Below are 16,167 nucleotides of genomic sequence, written 5' to 3' on the forward strand. Positions count from 1 at the left end.
CTCAGCCCATCGCCTGCAAGTGCTCGGCGAGGCTGTCCGCCAGCCAGAGCGCCGCCGGGCCCAGGGCCTCATCCCGGCGGCAGACCAGCTCCACCACCAGCGACGGCGGCGTCCAGTCGCTGCGCAACTCCACCAGCTGTCCCTGGTAGCCCGGGTACTGCGCCACATGGCGCGGCAGCCAGGCCCAGCCGAGGCCGCGCATCAGGAGTTCAGCCATGACGTAGAAGCTGTCGGCGCGCCAGACCTGCGGGCCAATTTGCTCGCCGCCGGGGTAGTGGCTGTCCTGGGGCGCCATGAGCACCTGGCGATGGCGCGCCAGTTCATGCCGGTCGGCGTAGGACTGCGCCGCCAGGGGGTGGCCGGCGCCACAGACCGTGACCATCTCGATGGTGCCCAGGCGTTGGCGCTCCAGGGCATCGGGCATGCGCTCAAGGTGAAACAGCAGGCCGAGGTCGGCGCGGCGCTCCAGCAGCTTGCGCGCCACGTCCCCCTGGGCGCTGCTGGCCAGCTGCACCTCCAGCAGCGGGAAGGCCCGCCCTAGCGCCTCCAGGCTGGCCAGCACCGGCTGGTAGGGCATGGCCTCGTCCAGGGCCAGGCGCAGCCGCGCTTCCTCGCCCCGCGCCAAACCCAGCGCGCGGCCGTCCAGGCGCTGGCACTGGCGCAGCACCTCGCGCGCCTCCTCCAGCAGGGCCTTGCCCGCCTCCGTGAGGCGCGGCTGGCGCCCGCTGCTGCGATCGAACAACTGCACCCCGAGGTCCTCCTCCAACAGGGCAATGCCGCTGCTGACCGCCGACTGGGCGCGACGCAGCTGTCGGGCCACGGCGGAAAAGGACTGTCCCTCGGCGACGCCGACGAACAGGCGAATCTGCTCCAGGTTCCATTGCATGACCGGCCACCCATCTCAAAAACAGATAGGTAATGACTTTATCCCATCGCCAGAGCACTTAGAATCCGCGTCATTGCACAGGAGGCCCGACCATGACCGGCTACGCTTATCTCGCTATCGCCATCGCCGCCGAAGTGATCGCCACCACCTCGATGAAGGCCATCGACGGCTTCAACAAACCCCTGCCCCTGATCCTGGTGATCGGCGGCTACGCCATCGCCTTCTGGATGCTCACCCTGGTGGTACGCAGCATCCCGGTGGGCATCGCCTACGCCATCTGGGCCGGGCTCGGCATCGTGCTGGTGAGCGTCGCCGCGCTGGTGCTCTACCAGCAGAAGCTGGATACCCCGGCCATGCTCGGGATGGGGCTGATCGTCTCGGGCGTCGTCGTCATCCAGCTGTTCTCCAGCAGCACCGGCCACTGAGAACCGGTCGACGACCGGCTCCAGGCAGCTTCACCGACAGGGGCGCTATACTGCGCCCCTGTTTTTTCTGAGGCGCTTCCCTCCCATGGCCGAATCCCTTTCCACCGACGTGCTCATCCTGGGCGGCGGCATCGCCGGCCTCTGGCTCAACGCCCGCCTGCGCAAGCAAGGCTTCGCCACCCTGCTGGTGGAGAACGCCAGCCTCGGCGGTGGGCAGAGCGTGAAGTCCCAGGGGATCATCCACGGTGGCGCCAAGTACGCCCTGCACGGCGCCCTCACCGGCGCCTCCGAGGCCATCGCCGAGATGCCGCGACGCTGGCGCGAGGCCCTGGCAGGCCAGGGCGAACTCGACCTCACCGGCGTGCGCCTGCTTTCCGACGCCCATTACCTCTGGTCCCCCGGCACCCTGGCCGGCAACCTCACCAGCTTCTTCGCCAGCAAGGCGGTACGCGGCCGCGTCGACCAGGTCAAGGGCGACGACCTGCCGCCCGCCCTGCAACACCCGAAATTCAAGGGCAAGGTCTATCGACTGGCCGAACTGGTGCTGGATGTACCCAGCCTGATCGCCCGCCTGGCTGACCTGGCCGGCGACGGCCTGCTGGCCGCCCGTGAGGTCGAGCCCCTGCAGGAGGATGGCCGGCTCATCGGATTGCGTATCGACGGCCGCGAGGTCCGGGCCCAGCGCATCGTCCTCAGCGCCGGCGCCGGCAACCAGGCGCTGCTCGAGGCCCTGGGACTGAGCCAGCCGGCCATGCAGTGCCGCCCACTGCACATGGTGATGCTCAAGGCGCCCAGCCTGAAGCCGCTCTACGCCCACTGCCTGGGCGGCGGACCCAAGCCGCGGATCACGGTCACCAGCCACCCGGCCGCCGACGGCCAATGGGTCTGGTACCTGGGTGGCGACCTGGCCGAAGCCGATGGCGTGGCCCGCAACGAGGCCGAGCAGATCGCCGCCGCCGAACAGGAACTGCGCCAGCTGCTGCCCTGGATCGACCTGTCCGCCGCCCAGTGGGCGACCCTGCGGGTCGACCGCGCCGAGCCGGCGCAATCCGGCCTGGTCCGTCCGGACAACGCCTTCCTCAGTGAGCAGGGCGCGCTGCTGGTGGGCTGGCCGACCAAGCTGGCCCTGGCGCCAGACTTCGCCGACCGCGTGCTGGCCGCCTTCGAACGCGACGGGCTGCGCCCGGCTGCCCACCCTCCCCTGCCTCACCTGCCCCGCCCTCCCGTGGCGCAACCCGTCTGGGAGGAGCTGCTGGGATGAACAACCTGCACAACCTCCATCGCCCCCTCGGCGGCACCGGCCTGCTGGTTTCCCCGCTGGGCCTGGGCACCGTCAAGCTGGGCCGCGACCAGGGGGTGAAGTACCCCAGCGGGTTCACCATTCCCGACGACTTCGAGGCCCGTCAGCTATTGGCCCTGGCCCGGGATCTCGGCATCAACCTGATCGACACCGCGCCGGCCTATGGCCGCAGCGAAGAGCGCCTCGGTCCGCTATTGCGCGGCCAGCGCCAGGACTGGGTGATCGTCAGCAAGGTGGGCGAGGAATTCGACGGTGGTGTTTCCCGTTTCGATTTCAGCCCCGAACACGCAAGGTTCTCCGTCGAACGCAGCCTGAAACGCCTGGAAACCGACTTCATCGACCTGGTGCTGGTGCATTCCGACGGCAACGACCTGGCGGTACTGCGCGACAGCGGCGTGTACGAGACGCTTGCCGAGCTGAAGCAGGCCGGCAAGATCCGCGCCTTCGGCCTGTCCGGCAAGACGGTGGAAGGCGGCCTGCTGGCCCTGGAACAGGGCGACTGCGCCATGGTCACCTACAACCTCAACGAGCAGGACGAGAAGCCGGTGCTCGACTTCGCGCTGCAACAGAACAAGGGCATCCTGGTCAAGAAAGGCCTGGCCAGCGGCCATGCCTGCCTGGGCGCGGGGGTGGATCCGGTGCGCGCCAGCTTCGAACTGATCTTCGGTCATCCCGGGGTGACCAGCGCGATAGTCGGGACCATCAATCCGCTGCATCTGACCCATAATGTCGCGACGGCCGCCGCAGTGATCGGGGGTCTACCCTAGCCGCCCCCCTCCAGAAGGAGCCGACATGCCGCGAATCCTCGCCCGCAAGGACCCCAGCGCATTCAAGACCCTCCCACTGCATGTCGAAGCCAGTGCCGACGCGTTGAGCTACCAGAGCCTGGGGCGGCCTTTGAACTTCTCGCAGATGCTGGAGCGCCGAAGACCGGTAGAGGTGAACGACAGCCGGCGCTTCGCGGTGGAACTGGCGAACCTCGGCGTTTCGGTGCGGCTGACCCTGAACCTCCAGGGCCGCGACTACTGGCTGGTGGTGCGCCAGCGCCGACACGATCGGGGCGACACCGTGCTCAAGCTGATTTCCGGCTATGTCCCGGCCCACGAGCTGAACCTGCCACTGCTCACCGCCATCCAGGAAGTGGCCGAGGAGTGCCTGATCGAAACTCCGGAAGGCTGGTTGGCCGGTCGTTTCGCCGACACCTGGCTGCCCACGCCCTATCAGCGCCAGCTGCGCTATCGCGAAGCCAATCACTTCCGCCTGAGTCCGCTCTCCGGCGCGGCGCGGCCGGTGCGCAATGGCAAGTTGACCCTGCTGGAGCGGCCGCAGGCCTATGTCCACCTGCCCACCGCCTCGCTGCAGCTGGTCTACGACCTGCGCCTGGACCTGCCACGGGACAGCCACCAGATCAGCCTCTTCCATGTCGATGAAGTGCTGCAGGGCCGCGAGCTGGTGGCGAGCCTGGAGAGGCGCCGGCCCGACATCTACCTGCTGCCGCTGTACCAGGGCGTCCCCACCGGCGAGCTGCTGACCTTGCGCAATGGCGAGTTCTCTGCCACCAGCACCCGCGGCGTCTGGCTTTCGGAGAGCTTCGCCGAGCAGGACGGCTGGCTGGTCCATGAAGAGCGCGTGCGCTGGAAGGATTGGTTAGCGCGAGTGGGGACGGCGCGGCCGACGGGAAAGAAGGTGGCGTGCTGAAGCCGGGGACGCGCAAGGCGCCCCGGCGCGACTGAGTTGGCCCTGCAGATTTGTAGGGTGTGCCGTGCGCACAAAAGCCTGAAACCTAGGCGGTGCGCAGGGCGCACCCTACCCTTGCTTACTTCAGTTCACTCGAGCTCTTGCCGAGCAGCCGCCGCGCGACGATCAGCAGCTGGATCTGCTGGGTGCCCTCGAAGATGTCGAGAATTTTCGAATCCCGCGCCCATTTCTCCAGCAGCTCGTCCTCCCCGTAGCCCAGCGCGCCCGCCAGTTCCACGCACTTCAGGGTGATCTCGTTGGCCACCCGACCGGCCTTGGCCTTGGCGATGGAGGCCTCTCTGGAGTTGGGCAGGCGATTGTCTGCCATCCAGGCCGCCTTGAGGGTCAGCAGGCGCGCGGCCTCCCATTCGGCCTCCAGGCGGTAGAGCGTGGCCTCGGCATGGCTGACGCTGAGCAGCGGGCTGCGGTAGTCGAACTTGCAGCCAGCCTTCTCCAGCAGCTCGCGGGTGCGGTCCAGCGCGGCCTTGGCCACGCCCACCGCCATCCCGGCCACCAGCGGGCGGGTGTTGTCGAAGGTCTCCATGACCCCGGCGAAGCCCCTCTGCACATCGACCTCGGCATCGCCCAGAAGATTCGTGGCCGGCACCCGGCAATCGTTGAAGTTGATCGACGCGGTATCCGAGGCCTTGATGCCGAGCTTCCTCTCCAGGCGCGTCACGGTCATGCCCGGCGTGCCCTTTTCCACCACGAAGGACTTGATGGCTGCCCGGCCCAGGCCGCGATCCAGGGTGGCCCAGACCACCACCGCATCGGCGCGCGCGCCGGAAGTGACGAAGATTTTCTCGCCATTGAGGACGTAGTGTTCGCCATCCTTGATGGCCGTGGTGCGGATCGCCGCCGAATCCGAACCGCAACCCGGCTCGGTGATGGCCATGGCCGCCCAGGTGCCTTTGAAACGTTCGAGCTGTTCCTCGTTAGCCACGGCGGCGATGGCGGCATTGCCCAGCCCCTGGCGCGGCATGGCCAGCAGCAGGCCGACATCGCCCCAGCAGAGCTCCATCACCCCCAGCAGCGCGGACAGGTTGCCACCATTGCGCACGCCCGCCTCCGTCGCTGCACTGCGCTTGCTGGCGGAACCGGCGCCGACGGATTCCGGGGAGCCGGCGTTCATCCCATCCAGCAACGCCGCCAACAGGTCCAGCTCGCGTGGATAGGCATGTTCGGCCTTGTCGTACTTGCGTGACAGGGGACGGAAGTACTGGGCCGCCACTTGCTGGGCCTGGTTGCCCAGGGCGCGGAATTTCTGCGGGATTTCCAGGTTCATGTGGCTCTCCTCATAGGTGCAGACCGCCGCTCATCACGGCGATGGCGCGCAAGTCGCGGTACCAGCGCTCGGCCGGGTGCTCCTGGGTGAAACCGTGGCCGCCAAGCAGTTGCACCGCATCGGTCCCGATCTTCATGGCCTTTTCGGCGCAGAGCAGGCGGGCCAGGTAGGCCTCGCGGCGGAACGCCTCGCCGCGGTCCGCGCGGGCACAGGCACGCCAGACAATCAGGCGTATGGCGTCCAGTTCGATGGCCATGTCCGCGATCATGAAGGCCACCCCCTGGCGGTGGCTGATGGGCTCGCCGAAGGCCGTGCGTTCGTTGCAATAGCCGACCACGTAGTCCAGCGCGGCCTGGGCGGTGCCGAGGGACAGGGCGCACCAGGCCAGGTGGCCAAGGTCGAGGAAGGCCTGGTAATCGAAACCGACGCCGTCCAGGCGATTTTCCACGGGCACTTTCACACCCTTCAGCCTGACCCGCGCCGTGCCGCAGGCCTTCAGGCCCATGGCCGGCTCCGGGCGCAACTGCAGCCCCTTGCTGCCGGCTTCTACCATGAACAGCGCCGGTCCGCTGCCAGTCTCGGCGGCCACTATCAGACGGCTGGCCTCCACCCCGTCCAGGACCAGGCATTTCTCGCCGCTCAGCAGGTAGTGCCGGCCCTTGCGCCGCGCGCGGGTCGCCAGCCGCAGGGGATCGAAGAGCAGCGCCGGCTCGCTCACCGCTATCGCCGTGCGTGGCGCCGGCTGCGCGGCGACGAAGGCCGGCAGCCAGGCGGCCTGCTGCTCGGGCGAGGCCCAACGGCGAATGCAGTTGGCGGCCGAAAGTGGCGCCAGCAGTACCGCGGCCAGGCTCAGGTCGCCCTTGGCCAAGGCCTCGGCCATCAGGGCATTGGTCAGGATGGTGCGTTCACCGGCCAGACCGCCCAGCGCCTCGCCGACGCCATAGTGCGCCAGGCCCAGCTCATGGGCCTGGTTGAACAGACCGGCGGGCAGCGCGGCGCGGGCATCGGCATCATGGGCGGCCGGGCGCAGGGTCTGAAGGGCGAAAGCGTCCAGCATGTCCACCAGCATGCGCTGCTCGTCGGACAGCGACAGGTCGAACAACTCATCCGCACTCGCCTGCCGCGGCGCCTTGCGCGCCCGCCGAGCTGCCAGCAGGAAGCCGACACGGGTTCCGCGATAGAGCAGCTTTTCGAAGGCCTTGCGCAGCTTCAGGCGATCGGGCCAGTCGGCCTGGGCCACGCGATTCAGCACGGCCAGGGCGCGACCCTGGGTATTGGGATTCATCGGCATCGCACTCCATGCAGGATGAGGATGCCGCGATGATGGGCGTCGCCGGCCCGGACGCCTATGACCGGGCCGACGCAGGCCACTGGCAGAGCGGCCAGTGGCCAGGGGTCACTTGCTGCGGATCTTCTCGACTATCGCGGTGGTGGAGCTGTTCTCCACCAGGCCGAGCACCCTCACTTCGCCGCCGTAGGCACGGACGATGTCGGCGCCGACCACCTGGTCGATACCGTAATCGCCACCCTTGACCAGCACGTCGGGTTTGACCTCGGCGAGCAGGCGCTCGGGGGTGTCCTCGGCGAAGCTGACGACCCAGTCCACTGCCCCCAGTCCGGCCAGCACGGCCATGCGCCGCTCGACGCTGTTGATCGGACGGCCCGGCCCCTTGAGGCGGCTGACCGAAGCATCGTCGTTGACTGCCAGCACCAGGCGGTCGCCCTGGGCACGCGCCTGTTCCAAGTAGGTCACGTGGCCAGCATGGAGGATGTCGAAGCAGCCGTTGGTGAAGACGATCTTCTCGCCGTGGGCTCGGGCGTCGTCTATGGCCAGCAGCAGCTGGTCCAGACTCAGCACCCCGCGCTCGGAGCCCTGCTCGCGCTGCACCGCGCGGCGCAGCTCCGGGGCGCTGATGGCGGCGGTACCCAGCTTGCCGACCACGATGCCGGCAGCGAGGTTGGCCAGGGCCACGGCCTGGGGCAGTTCCTCGCCCGCGGCCAGGGCGGCGGCCAGGGTGGAGATCACGGTATCGCCAGCGCCGGTGACGTCGAACACTTCACGGGCGCGGGCCGGCAGATGAAGGGCGTGGTGACCGGGGCGCAGCAGCGTCATACCGTGCTCGCCGCGGGTTACCAGCAGGGCGCCCAGTTCCAGCTCCTGCATCAGCGCTGCACCCTTGGCGACCAGCTCGGCTTCGTCCAGGCAGCGGCCGACGATGGTTTCGAACTCACTGAGATTCGGGGTGATCAGGCTGGCGCCGCGATAGATGCTGAAGTCCCTGCCCTTGGGGTCGGCCAGCACCGGCACGCCATTGCGGCGGGCGGCCTGGATCAGCACCTGGTGGTTCTTCAGGGCGCCTTTGCCGTAATCGGAAAGCACCAGCACCTTGGCCTGCGGCAGCAAGCGCTCGACTTCCGCGGCGAGGGCCTCGGCGTTAGTGTCGAAGGCTTCCTCGAAGTCCATGCGTAGCAACTGCTGGTGACGGCTCATGACCCGCAGTTTGACGATGGTCGGCTGTTGGTTCAGACGCTGGAAGTGCACGTCGACACCCGCGGCGTTGAGGCTGTCGGTGAGGCTGTCTGCCGCCTCGTCGATACCGGTGATGCCCACCAGCATGGCCGGCGCACCCAGGGCGGCGATGTTCAGCGCAACGTTGGCCGCGCCGCCGGGGCGGTCCTCGATCTGATCGACCTTGACCACGGGTACTGGCGCCTCGGGGGAAATGCGCGAGGTACCGCCATGCCAGTAACGGTCGAGCATGACGTCGCCCACCACCAGAACGGGGGCCTGATCGAATCGGGGCATGGACAGCTTCATGGAGTCTCCGGACGTCAAAAACGGCGCGGATCATAACATAGCAGCTCAGCGCTCCCGAGACTCTCAATCGGGCTGCGTACGCACCCAGAACAGCTCATGGCGGCGCACCGCCTTGCGAAAAAAATCGTCCTGACCGACCTCTGGCCAACGTCTACCTGCCAGGACCCATTGGATCGCCCGACGCAGGCGATTCTTCAGCGGCAGAGGCGTCTGCAGGTCATGCTGCATGGCCAGGGCCTGGGCCTTGTCGAGGCGCACTGCACCGTCCAGCACGGGACTCCACAAACCATCGGTCGGCAAGGGCTGCATACAGGGCGGCAGGGCGATGCCATTGCCGGCCGGGCCCATGGGCCAGCGGTCGTTGTCGTACAGGTGATTGGCATAGAGCAGCTGAATGTGAGGGCGCCAGCCGCTCGCCGCCACGGCCTGGTCCAGGACCTTGCTCGCATGGAGATGGTCGGGATGGGGGTCGAGCTGCGGATGCGGCAGGACCACCACTTCGGGACGGAAGCGCCTGAGCAGCGCAGCCAGGTCAGCTACCAGGTTGTTCCAGCTCGGCACGCCGTCGATATCGCCGGGCAGCACCAGCGGGTTGAAGCGACGAACGCTGCGGATATCCGACTCGCCCGACTCCATCGAACCGAATGCCTTCGCCGGATCAGCAGCCATGGAAGCCAGCCGCATGCAGTAGTACCCAAGCTGCACACAGCGAGTCGCCGGGACACCACCCCAGAGCGGTACGGCCAGGCTGCTCCAGCTGCGTAGCCGGCCCTTGAGACGCGCGGCCGCAGCCTTGTCCAGACCCATGCGGCGGTAGCTCTGCGCGTCGATCTCACCCTGGGTCAGAGTGACTATGCTGGCCTCGGCGCTACGGCTGTACAGGCCGAAAGCGGCCAGTTCGGCATCATCCGCGTGCGGTGCCAGGAGCATTACGCGTCGCTTGCCGTAATCCGGATTGCTGAAGGCGTGGAGGGTCGCCGCCCCCGAGAGGCGGCAGAATCGGCCGAGCAGCTGCAGATTCCCGGTGCGCAGCGACGGCAACAGGCCCGACAGGTTCAGGTAGCGCCGCCCCCGAACGCCGCGTTCGAAGTCCTGGCGATCGGCCAGCTCGCCGTCCCGGATCAGGACGTGGGGGTCCAGCCAGCGACCGAGCCAGGTGCTGCGGATATCCAGCTCGAGGATCAGGGTATCCGCAGCGGTGGGCAACTGCCCCGCATCCAGGCCCAGTCCCTGCCCGTCGATCCGCGCCGGCAGCGCGACGGCCGTTTCCGGGAAGCGGTAGCGGTAGTCCTCTCGCGGGGAATAGAACAGGTGGTCGGCAAACCAGGCCTCATGGGCGATCCAGGCCAGCACCAGGAGAACCGGCAGGCTGTTCCAGGAGCCGAACCAGTCGAGGGCCGCCAGTACCAGCAATGCCGCGACCATGAACAGGCGCTTGCTGCGCCGGTGCCGGCGCAACAACTGCTGCTTGCGTGTTTCCATTCACTCACACCTGAAAGGCGGCAACCCTGTTGCACCAACGATCCTTGTATTCGCGATCGGCCCGCCCGAAGGAGTAGCGCAGGGCCTTGCCCCGGGAGCGGGCATCTTCCCAGGCGGCCTGGGTATTGATGTAACTGAGGACGCTGCCTGGACTGAGGTGCTGGTAAGCGGGGTCGACGCCACCATTGACGTACTCGAAACTCAGCCAGTCTGGCGATTCGACCCTGAACAGAACCTGAACGGCGGCCGGGCTGCCTTCGACCATCAGCAGGGAGCCGCTTAGAAACTCGCGTAACAGGCCGAAAACATCGGCCAGACGCTCCTTGCCGGGGACCTCGAAGCCCCAGCGACGCTCGAACAGTTCGGTGTAGATGGCGGCGAACTCGCCGGGACTGAAGTCATGCACCGGGTGCACGACACCGCCGGCCTCCTCGAACAGCCGCTGTTCGCGCCGCTGGTTGTAGCGGAATTTCTTCGACAACTCTTCCGGCGCACGGGCCAGTGCCAGTTGTTCCTTTTTCAGGCGCAAGCCGCTACAGCCGCGGAGGTTCAGTTCGGACAGGTAGTCGCCACGGTGGCGCAACTGGGCACGGGCGCCCGGCGCCACCGGCAGTATGACCTCGGCATTGCCCAGGTCGAAGAGGTTGCGCTGCCCCCGCCGCTTCAGTACGCGACGAGACAGGGCCAGATGGCTTCCCCAGGTGGGAATGGCGGCCACGAGCTGGTCGTCGACTCGCCGGCCAAGGTAGCGCACCGGTATCCCTGCCAGTGCCGAAAGGCGCTCGACGACCAGCGGATGGGTGATGACACTGCCGCCGTAGCGTTGCCAGGTTTCCCGGTAGGAGGCCGCCTCCAGCAGCCCCCACCCGCGTTCCCGATAAAGCCTGAATCTATTGAGCAAATCCCTTCTCCGTCGCACCAGGGCGCGACACCTCCATCAAGCTCCAGAGGTTCCGTCGACCTCCGTCAGCTCACCTCCACGTGAGCTTCCTCGGCGAACTGGTTCGCGTGCAGGCGCGCGTAGTAGCCGTTCAGGGCCAGCAGCTCGGCATGAGTGCCACGTTCGACGATCCGCCCCTGGTCCATGACCAGGATCAGATCCGCCTTCTCGATGGTGCTCAGGCGGTGGGCGATGACCAGGGTGGTACGGCCATCCATGACTCGATCCAATGCCGCCTGGATATGCCGCTCGGATTCGGTGTCGAGGGCCGAAGTGGCTTCGTCGAGAACCAGCACCGGGGCATTCTTCAGCAGGGCCCGGGCAATCGCCAGGCGCTGGCGCTGGCCTCCGGACAGCAGCACACCGTTCTCGCCGACCTCGGTATCGAAGCCTCGCGGCAACTTGTCGACGAACTCCTTGGCGTAGGCAGCCTCGGCAGCTTTCTCGACATCCTCCCGTGGCGTACCAGCCAGGTCGCCATAGGCGATGTTGTTGGCCACCGAGTCGTTGAACAACGTCACCTGCTGGGTCACCAGGGCGATATGGCGGCGCAGGTTACGCAGGCGATATTGCTCGACATCCACGCCATCCAGCAGGATCTGCCCCTGATCGTGGTGGTAGAAGCGCGGAATCAGGTTGGCCAGCGTGGACTTGCCACTACCGGAACGCCCCACCAGGGCGACCATCTGGCCCGGCTCGGCGCTGAAGGAGATACCCTGCAGCACCGGCTTGTCGGTGCCGGGGTACTGGAAGCTCAGGTTGCGTACCTCGAGGCGGCCTGTCGCGCTTTCACGCTCAACGCCACCCTGGTCCAGTTCGAGCTCCTCGTCCAGCTGCTCGAAGATGCTCTCCGCGCCAGCGACCCCTTTCTGCACGGTCGAGCTGACCTCGGACAACTGGCGAATAGGCTTGGGCAACAGGCCAGCGATGGTGATGTAGGCAACCAGATCACCCGCCGAGGCGTCGCCGCGCAGGTACAGCACGAGGAACATCAGCACCGCCATGGCGGAGAAGATCACCAGCTGCAGCAAGGGCGTGTAGACCGCCGAGGTCTTGGTCATGCGCAGCTGCTTCTCGGTATTACTCTGGCTAGCCTTGAAGAAACGCGCCTGCTCATAGGCCTCACCGCCGAAGCTGCGCACCACGCGGTAGCCCTGGATGGTCTCGGAGGCGACGTGGGTCACGTCGCCCATGGCTACCTGGATCTTCTTGCTCTGTTTGCGGAACTTGCGGCTGGCACTGCTCACCATCAGGGCGATCAAGGGCAATATGGCGACCATCACCAGAGTGAGCTGCCAATTCATCCACAGCAGAGTGGCAAACAGAAATATCACCGTCATGCCTTCACGAATCACCACCTTGATGGCATCGGTAGCGGCGCCGGTAACCATGGTGACGTTGAAGGTGATCCGGGAAATCAGGTGTCCGGAGTTATGGTTGTCAAAATACCGATTGGGCAGCACCAGCAGGTTGTTGAACAGGGCCACCCGCAGGTCATGCACCAGCCCCAGCGACACCTTGGCCAGGAAGTAGTTGCCGAGGTATGAACCCAGGCCCTGCCAGGCAGCGATCAGCACGATCAGCAGGGGCACCGCCTGGAGCAGTTGCAGGTCGCGAAGGTAGGGCACATCGGGGAACAGCGAAGCCTCCGGGTTGGTCAGCCCGTCGACGAAGTACTTGAGGATGCCGCCGAGCATTGGCTGGGTGGAGGCGAAGATGATGAAGCCCAGAATGCTGATCATGAACATGCCGACGTAGGGTCGGACATAACCCAGCAGGCGCAGATAGATTTTCAGGCTGGAGGGCCGGGACTGGTCGTTGAGACTCATAGGACTCGGATGCTCGAAAAAGAGCGCGAGTGTAACACAGGGCCCATTTTGCCCATTCCTCACTGCGAGCTGGGGTAAGATACGCGGCCACCATTCGAGGCCCATTGATGCAAGCCCTGGATCACGCGACTTACCTGAAGTTAAGCGCCGGCGCCCACGTACTGGAACGCGACAGGTACGGAGCGAAAGTGCTGCGCCTGGCTGACGGGAGCTTTCTAAAGCTGTTCCGGCGCAAACGCCTACTATCCTCTGCCATGCTTTACCCCTACGCGCAGCGGTTTGCCGACAATGCCCGCCTGCTCAGTGAGCGGCGGATCCCCTGTCCGAACATTCTCGGCGTCTATCGTGTCGGCAGCCTGGCCAGGGATGTCGTGCACTATGAGCCGTTGCCGGGAGATACGCTGCGACAGATCTACAAAGCCCGCGGGGAAGCTGCTGCCTGTGTGCTCCATGCGCAGCTCGGCGAGTTCGTTGCCACCCTTCACGACCAAGGCATCTATTTCCGCTCCCTTCACCTCGGCAACGTCGTCCTGACGCCGGAAAACAACTTGGGCCTGATTGACATCGCAGATCTCAAGGGGCATTCCACTCCCCTGGGCAAAAGCAAACGCTTACGTAATTTCCGACATCTCCTGCGTTACGGTGATGACCGCGCCTGGCTTCTTTCCAGCGACAATCAGGTTTTTTTTGAAGCCTACCTGGCCAGTACCAACCTTACTGTCACCAACCAGTTTGCCCTTCGACTGAAATCGCTATGACCACCCTCCACCAAAAATCCGACTCCGCACCGAACAGCGCCTCCAGGCGTATGGAGACTATATCGGACTGGCTTGTCAGAAATGTCCTGCCGGTCGGCTGGGTCGCCCTCCTCACCGGTATGTTCTGGATTGGAGACCGGACCTTCTACCACAAGCTCTACTACGTGTTCCTGGCAACTCCCACCCTGCTGGCGGTCTTGCTACGCCCCACGTGCCTGAGGTCGTTGTTAACCTCGCCGCTTGTGGCCGTCTTCGCCCTGTTCAGCCTCTACACCCTCACCACCCTGGCCTGGTCGAGCACTGACGACCCTTTCAGCTCACTGGCCAAGAGGCCGCTCTATGTACTCATGCTGTTCTTCTCCGCCGGCCTGCTGGCCCTGAAGGCACCTGGCAGACTAAAGATCAGCCTACAAGGCAGCGCGCTGATCGCAAGTCTGGCAGGACTGGCATCCCTTGGCCTTTATCTGTATGAGGGGAGCCCGGATCGCCTGACGGGCTACGGCGCTCTCTATAACCCGCTCCTCAGCTCCCACGTGTACGGAGCCTTCATGGCGCTCTGGGCGGCGAACTGGTTCCTTGGTAAAAGCCCCTACTCTCCTATGCCCCTGATTTCTCTGGCGGTCCTCGGGACACTCATCATCGCAACGGGCTCACGCACACCTCTTGTCGCGCTTGCCGTAGCCTGCGCATGGCTGGCGCTAGCCAACTGGAACAGACGGAGCCTGTTGATACTGGCCGCCACCATTCTGACGGGCATTCTGCTGGTGATTGTCGACCCCGGAGTGCTGACCTCCCGCGGGCTCTCGTTGCGCCCGGAAATCTGGGCCAATACCTGGCTGCAGATTCTCGACGCCCCTTGGCTCGGGCACGGTTACGATGCTCCGATGAAGATCTGGATAACGGCAATGGACTACGCGATGGCCGATCCTCACAACATGCTACTGGCCGTTCTGTACTACTGCGGCGCGGTCGGTCTGGCGCTCTGGGTGCTGCTCTATGTCGTGGCCTTGCTGTTCGCCTGGCGCAATCGCAAGGACCCTCTGACCATGATCGCCTCGACGCTCCTGGTGTTCGGCCTCGTCGCCAGCATGACCGAAGGGGGCTCCTTCCTCTCTCGCCCGAAAGAGCATTGGTTCCTGATCTGGATTCCCATGGCCTTGTTGTTTGCCGCCGAAATGTTGCACAAGAGCAAGGAACGCATGCATGCACTTACTGAAAAAGTTTGAGCAGAGGCTGCGAAAGGCCTGGAAGCGTTGGCGCGGAATTCCCGACCTGCCTCGCTTCTATCGTCCCCAAGACCGATTTCGTAAACGCTATCCGGACTACCAGATCGGCCTGGGCACTTATGGGATGCCTGTAGTCCACGACTGGAATGAAGGTAGCACCCTGCAGATCGGCAGCTACTGCTCCATGGCCGACAACGTGCAGATTTTCCTCGGCGGCCACCACCGAATCGACTGGGTCAGTAGCTATCCTTTTCCCGAGTATCTTCCTGAGGCTGCCCATATCAAGGGCTTCGGCGGCACCCGCGGGAACGTCGTCATAGGCAGCGACGTCTGGCTCTGCTCCAACTGCACTATCCTGTCCGGCGTGAACATAGGCCACGGTGCAGTGGTCGCTTCCGGCGCAGTGGTCAGCCGAGATGTTCCCGCCTATTCAGTTGTGGCAGGGAACCCCGCTCAGCACATCCGCTGGCGCTTCGATGAGGAAACTCGCAACGAGCTCCTCAAATCGGCATGGTGGGAATGGCCTGAGGAGGAAATCAGGAGGATCGTCGGCAAGCTCTGCTGCGACGATCTCGGAGCATTCCTCGCCTACGCTCGCTCACGCCGACAGTAGCAGGCGCCACAGCCCACGAAGGGTCTTCATATTCCACGCACTCAACGGCAAGTCGGCGAGCAGCTCGCGCGCCAGCGCCTTATCCTGCCGGGCGCACTTGAGCAGCATTGAATTGCGGAATCGCGCGCAGACCTTCGGGTAGTCCGGGTGGTCACTGAATCGCTCGTACGTTCGCAGCACGTTATCCACCATGAAGCGATAGTTCTTGTAGGTATTGCTTTCGTGCACCCGATAGAGTGCCAGCGGCTCTGCCAGGATATCGATGAAATACCCGGCGCGCGTGATCTTGAGTTCGATCATCAGGTCCTCGAGCCTGACCTCCGGGTCGAAGCCTCCGACGCGCTCCAGGGCTTCTCGGCGGAACAGCAGGGTCGGCGCCGGTGCACCGGGCTTGCGATCCAGGAACACGTCCTCGAAGTCCAGCCGGCGCTGCGGCAAGTCGCGGTCTTTTCCGCTTGGCCGGCCTGTCGCATCGATGGTTTGGATATCTCCCGCACAAATGCCGACTTCCGGCTTGCCCGCCATGTAGGCAACCTGAGCGGCAATACGCCCGGGAAGCATGATGTCATCGGAACCGAAAGGTGCGATGAGGCTCCCCTTCGCCCGCGCGATGGTCTCGTTTAGAGTTCTCGACAGCCCCTTGTTGGCTTGGCTTCGAAAGTCGAAACCATGGATAGACTGCAGTGCCTGGATGCGGGAAACACTGTCGTCACGAGACCCGTCGTCCACCACCAGCAGCTCAATGTTCGGGTAGCTCTGCGCCAGGACGCTGAGAATGCTCGCCTCGATATAGGGCGCGTGGTTGTAGGAGGCGATGATCACGGTTACCAGCGGCTGCTGGCCATTGTTCGTCGAAGACATGGGATAG

At 65.2% G+C, this 16,167-nt stretch carries 15 protein-coding genes; 7 read left to right on the forward strand and 8 right to left on the reverse strand.

What is annotated here, in order from left to right; translation table 11 throughout:
* Window position 1 precedes the first annotated feature (1 nt).
* Window positions 2-886, reverse strand: a complete 885-nt coding sequence (locus E8F12_RS25500) for a LysR family transcriptional regulator (protein WP_280327990.1) — start codon at window positions 884-886, stop codon at window positions 2-4.
* 92 nt (window positions 887-978) lie between these two features.
* On the opposite strand from E8F12_RS25500, the gene E8F12_RS25505 reads away from it, so the two are divergent.
* The 4 genes from E8F12_RS25505 (at window position 979) to E8F12_RS25520 (ending at window position 4,309) form a co-directional block, all read left to right on the forward strand.
* Window positions 979-1,311 (forward strand): multidrug efflux SMR transporter, encoded by a 333-nt coding sequence (locus tag E8F12_RS25505; protein ID WP_280327991.1) that lies wholly within the window; start codon window positions 979-981, stop codon window positions 1,309-1,311.
* Window positions 1,312-1,396: 85 nt separating this feature from the next.
* Window positions 1,397-2,572 (forward strand): FAD-dependent oxidoreductase, encoded by a 1,176-nt coding sequence (locus E8F12_RS25510; RefSeq protein WP_280327992.1) that lies wholly within the window; start codon window positions 1,397-1,399, stop codon window positions 2,570-2,572.
* Complete coding sequence (locus E8F12_RS25515) at window positions 2,569-3,378, forward strand: aldo/keto reductase (protein ID WP_280327993.1); 810 nt, start codon at window positions 2,569-2,571, stop codon at window positions 3,376-3,378. Before E8F12_RS25510 ends, E8F12_RS25515 begins: the two co-directional genes overlap by 4 nt.
* A gap of 25 nt (window positions 3,379-3,403) precedes the next feature.
* On the forward strand, window positions 3,404-4,309 hold the full coding sequence (locus tag E8F12_RS25520; protein ID WP_280327994.1) for a metal ABC transporter ATPase: 906 nt from the start codon (window positions 3,404-3,406) through the stop codon (window positions 4,307-4,309).
* Window positions 4,310-4,427: 118 nt separating this feature from the next.
* Here the strand turns inward: E8F12_RS25520 and E8F12_RS25525 are convergent, their stop codons facing one another.
* From E8F12_RS25525 to msbA, 6 genes are all read right to left on the reverse strand, one after another.
* Window positions 4,428-5,633 carry an acyl-CoA dehydrogenase family protein gene (locus E8F12_RS25525; RefSeq protein WP_280327995.1) on the reverse strand — a complete coding sequence of 402 codons (1,206 nt, stop codon included), beginning with the start codon at window positions 5,631-5,633 and terminating at the stop codon, window positions 4,428-4,430.
* Between the two features lie 10 nt (window positions 5,634-5,643).
* Window positions 5,644-6,924, reverse strand: coding sequence for an acyl-CoA dehydrogenase family protein (locus tag E8F12_RS25530; RefSeq protein ID WP_280327996.1), 1,281 nt, complete (start codon window positions 6,922-6,924; stop codon window positions 5,644-5,646).
* 105 nt (window positions 6,925-7,029) lie between these two features.
* Window positions 7,030-8,451: a bifunctional D-glycero-beta-D-manno-heptose-7-phosphate kinase/D-glycero-beta-D-manno-heptose 1-phosphate adenylyltransferase HldE gene (hldE, locus tag E8F12_RS25535; protein ID WP_280327997.1), complete on the reverse strand. Its 1,422-nt coding sequence runs from the start codon at window positions 8,449-8,451 to the stop codon at window positions 7,030-7,032.
* A gap of 63 nt (window positions 8,452-8,514) precedes the next feature.
* Window positions 8,515-9,933: a PIG-L family deacetylase gene (locus tag E8F12_RS25540; RefSeq protein WP_280327998.1), complete on the reverse strand. Its 1,419-nt coding sequence runs from the start codon at window positions 9,931-9,933 to the stop codon at window positions 8,515-8,517.
* Between the two features lie 4 nt (window positions 9,934-9,937).
* Complete coding sequence (locus E8F12_RS25545) at window positions 9,938-10,834, reverse strand: GNAT family N-acetyltransferase (protein ID WP_280327999.1); 897 nt, start codon at window positions 10,832-10,834, stop codon at window positions 9,938-9,940.
* Window positions 10,835-10,899: 65 nt separating this feature from the next.
* Window positions 10,900-12,702: a lipid A export permease/ATP-binding protein MsbA gene (msbA, locus tag E8F12_RS25550; RefSeq protein WP_280328000.1), complete on the reverse strand. Its 1,803-nt coding sequence runs from the start codon at window positions 12,700-12,702 to the stop codon at window positions 10,900-10,902.
* A gap of 107 nt (window positions 12,703-12,809) precedes the next feature.
* Here msbA and E8F12_RS25555 point away from each other — a divergent pair, with 107 nt between their 5' ends.
* Genes E8F12_RS25555 through E8F12_RS25565 form a run of 3 tightly spaced genes read left to right on the forward strand, consistent with a single transcriptional unit; the run spans window position 12,810 to window position 15,299 of the window.
* Window positions 12,810-13,460 carry a toluene tolerance protein gene (locus tag E8F12_RS25555; RefSeq protein WP_280328001.1) on the forward strand — a complete coding sequence of 217 codons (651 nt, stop codon included), beginning with the start codon at window positions 12,810-12,812 and terminating at the stop codon, window positions 13,458-13,460.
* Window positions 13,457-14,686: an O-antigen ligase family protein gene (locus E8F12_RS25560; RefSeq protein WP_280328002.1), complete on the forward strand. Its 1,230-nt coding sequence runs from the start codon at window positions 13,457-13,459 to the stop codon at window positions 14,684-14,686. The genes E8F12_RS25555 and E8F12_RS25560 overlap by 4 nt, the downstream gene beginning before the upstream one ends.
* Window positions 14,664-15,299 (forward strand): CatB-related O-acetyltransferase, encoded by a 636-nt coding sequence (locus tag E8F12_RS25565; protein ID WP_280328003.1) that lies wholly within the window; start codon window positions 14,664-14,666, stop codon window positions 15,297-15,299. Before E8F12_RS25560 ends, E8F12_RS25565 begins: the two co-directional genes overlap by 23 nt.
* On the opposite strand, the gene E8F12_RS25570 is transcribed toward E8F12_RS25565, so the two are convergent.
* Window positions 15,285-16,160, reverse strand: a complete 876-nt coding sequence (locus E8F12_RS25570; protein WP_280328004.1) for a glycosyltransferase — start codon at window positions 16,158-16,160, stop codon at window positions 15,285-15,287. The genes E8F12_RS25565 and E8F12_RS25570 overlap by 15 nt on opposite strands.
* Between the last annotated feature and the right edge of the window lie 7 nt (window positions 16,161-16,167).

It is taken from the genome of Pseudomonas sp. BN102 (assembly GCF_029871245.1).
Classification (GTDB): Bacteria; Pseudomonadota; Gammaproteobacteria; order Pseudomonadales; family Pseudomonadaceae; genus Metapseudomonas.

Coding starts and splice junctions, on each gene's coding strand:
- E8F12_RS25555 (WP_280328001.1), top strand. CDS start 12,810: ATGCAAGCCCTGGATCACGCGACTTACCTGAAGTTAAGCGCCGGCGCC.
- E8F12_RS25500 (WP_280327990.1), bottom strand. CDS start 886: ATGCAATGGAACCTGGAGCAGATTCGCCTGTTCGTCGGCGTCGCCGAG.
- E8F12_RS25515 (WP_280327993.1), top strand. CDS start 2,569: ATGAACAACCTGCACAACCTCCATCGCCCCCTCGGCGGCACCGGCCTG.
- E8F12_RS25505 (WP_280327991.1), top strand. CDS start 979: ATGACCGGCTACGCTTATCTCGCTATCGCCATCGCCGCCGAAGTGATC.
- E8F12_RS25540 (WP_280327998.1), bottom strand. CDS start 9,933: ATGGAAACACGCAAGCAGCAGTTGTTGCGCCGGCACCGGCGCAGCAAG.
- E8F12_RS25530 (WP_280327996.1), bottom strand. CDS start 6,924: ATGCCGATGAATCCCAATACCCAGGGTCGCGCCCTGGCCGTGCTGAAT.
- E8F12_RS25565 (WP_280328003.1), top strand. CDS start 14,664: ATGCACTTACTGAAAAAGTTTGAGCAGAGGCTGCGAAAGGCCTGGAAG.
- E8F12_RS25570 (WP_280328004.1), bottom strand. CDS start 16,160: ATGTCTTCGACGAACAATGGCCAGCAGCCGCTGGTAACCGTGATCATC.
- E8F12_RS25560 (WP_280328002.1), top strand. CDS start 13,457: ATGACCACCCTCCACCAAAAATCCGACTCCGCACCGAACAGCGCCTCC.
- hldE (WP_280327997.1), bottom strand. CDS start 8,451: ATGAAGCTGTCCATGCCCCGATTCGATCAGGCCCCCGTTCTGGTGGTG.
- E8F12_RS25520 (WP_280327994.1), top strand. CDS start 3,404: ATGCCGCGAATCCTCGCCCGCAAGGACCCCAGCGCATTCAAGACCCTC.
- msbA (WP_280328000.1), bottom strand. CDS start 12,702: ATGAGTCTCAACGACCAGTCCCGGCCCTCCAGCCTGAAAATCTATCTG.
- E8F12_RS25510 (WP_280327992.1), top strand. CDS start 1,397: ATGGCCGAATCCCTTTCCACCGACGTGCTCATCCTGGGCGGCGGCATC.
- E8F12_RS25525 (WP_280327995.1), bottom strand. CDS start 5,633: ATGAACCTGGAAATCCCGCAGAAATTCCGCGCCCTGGGCAACCAGGCC.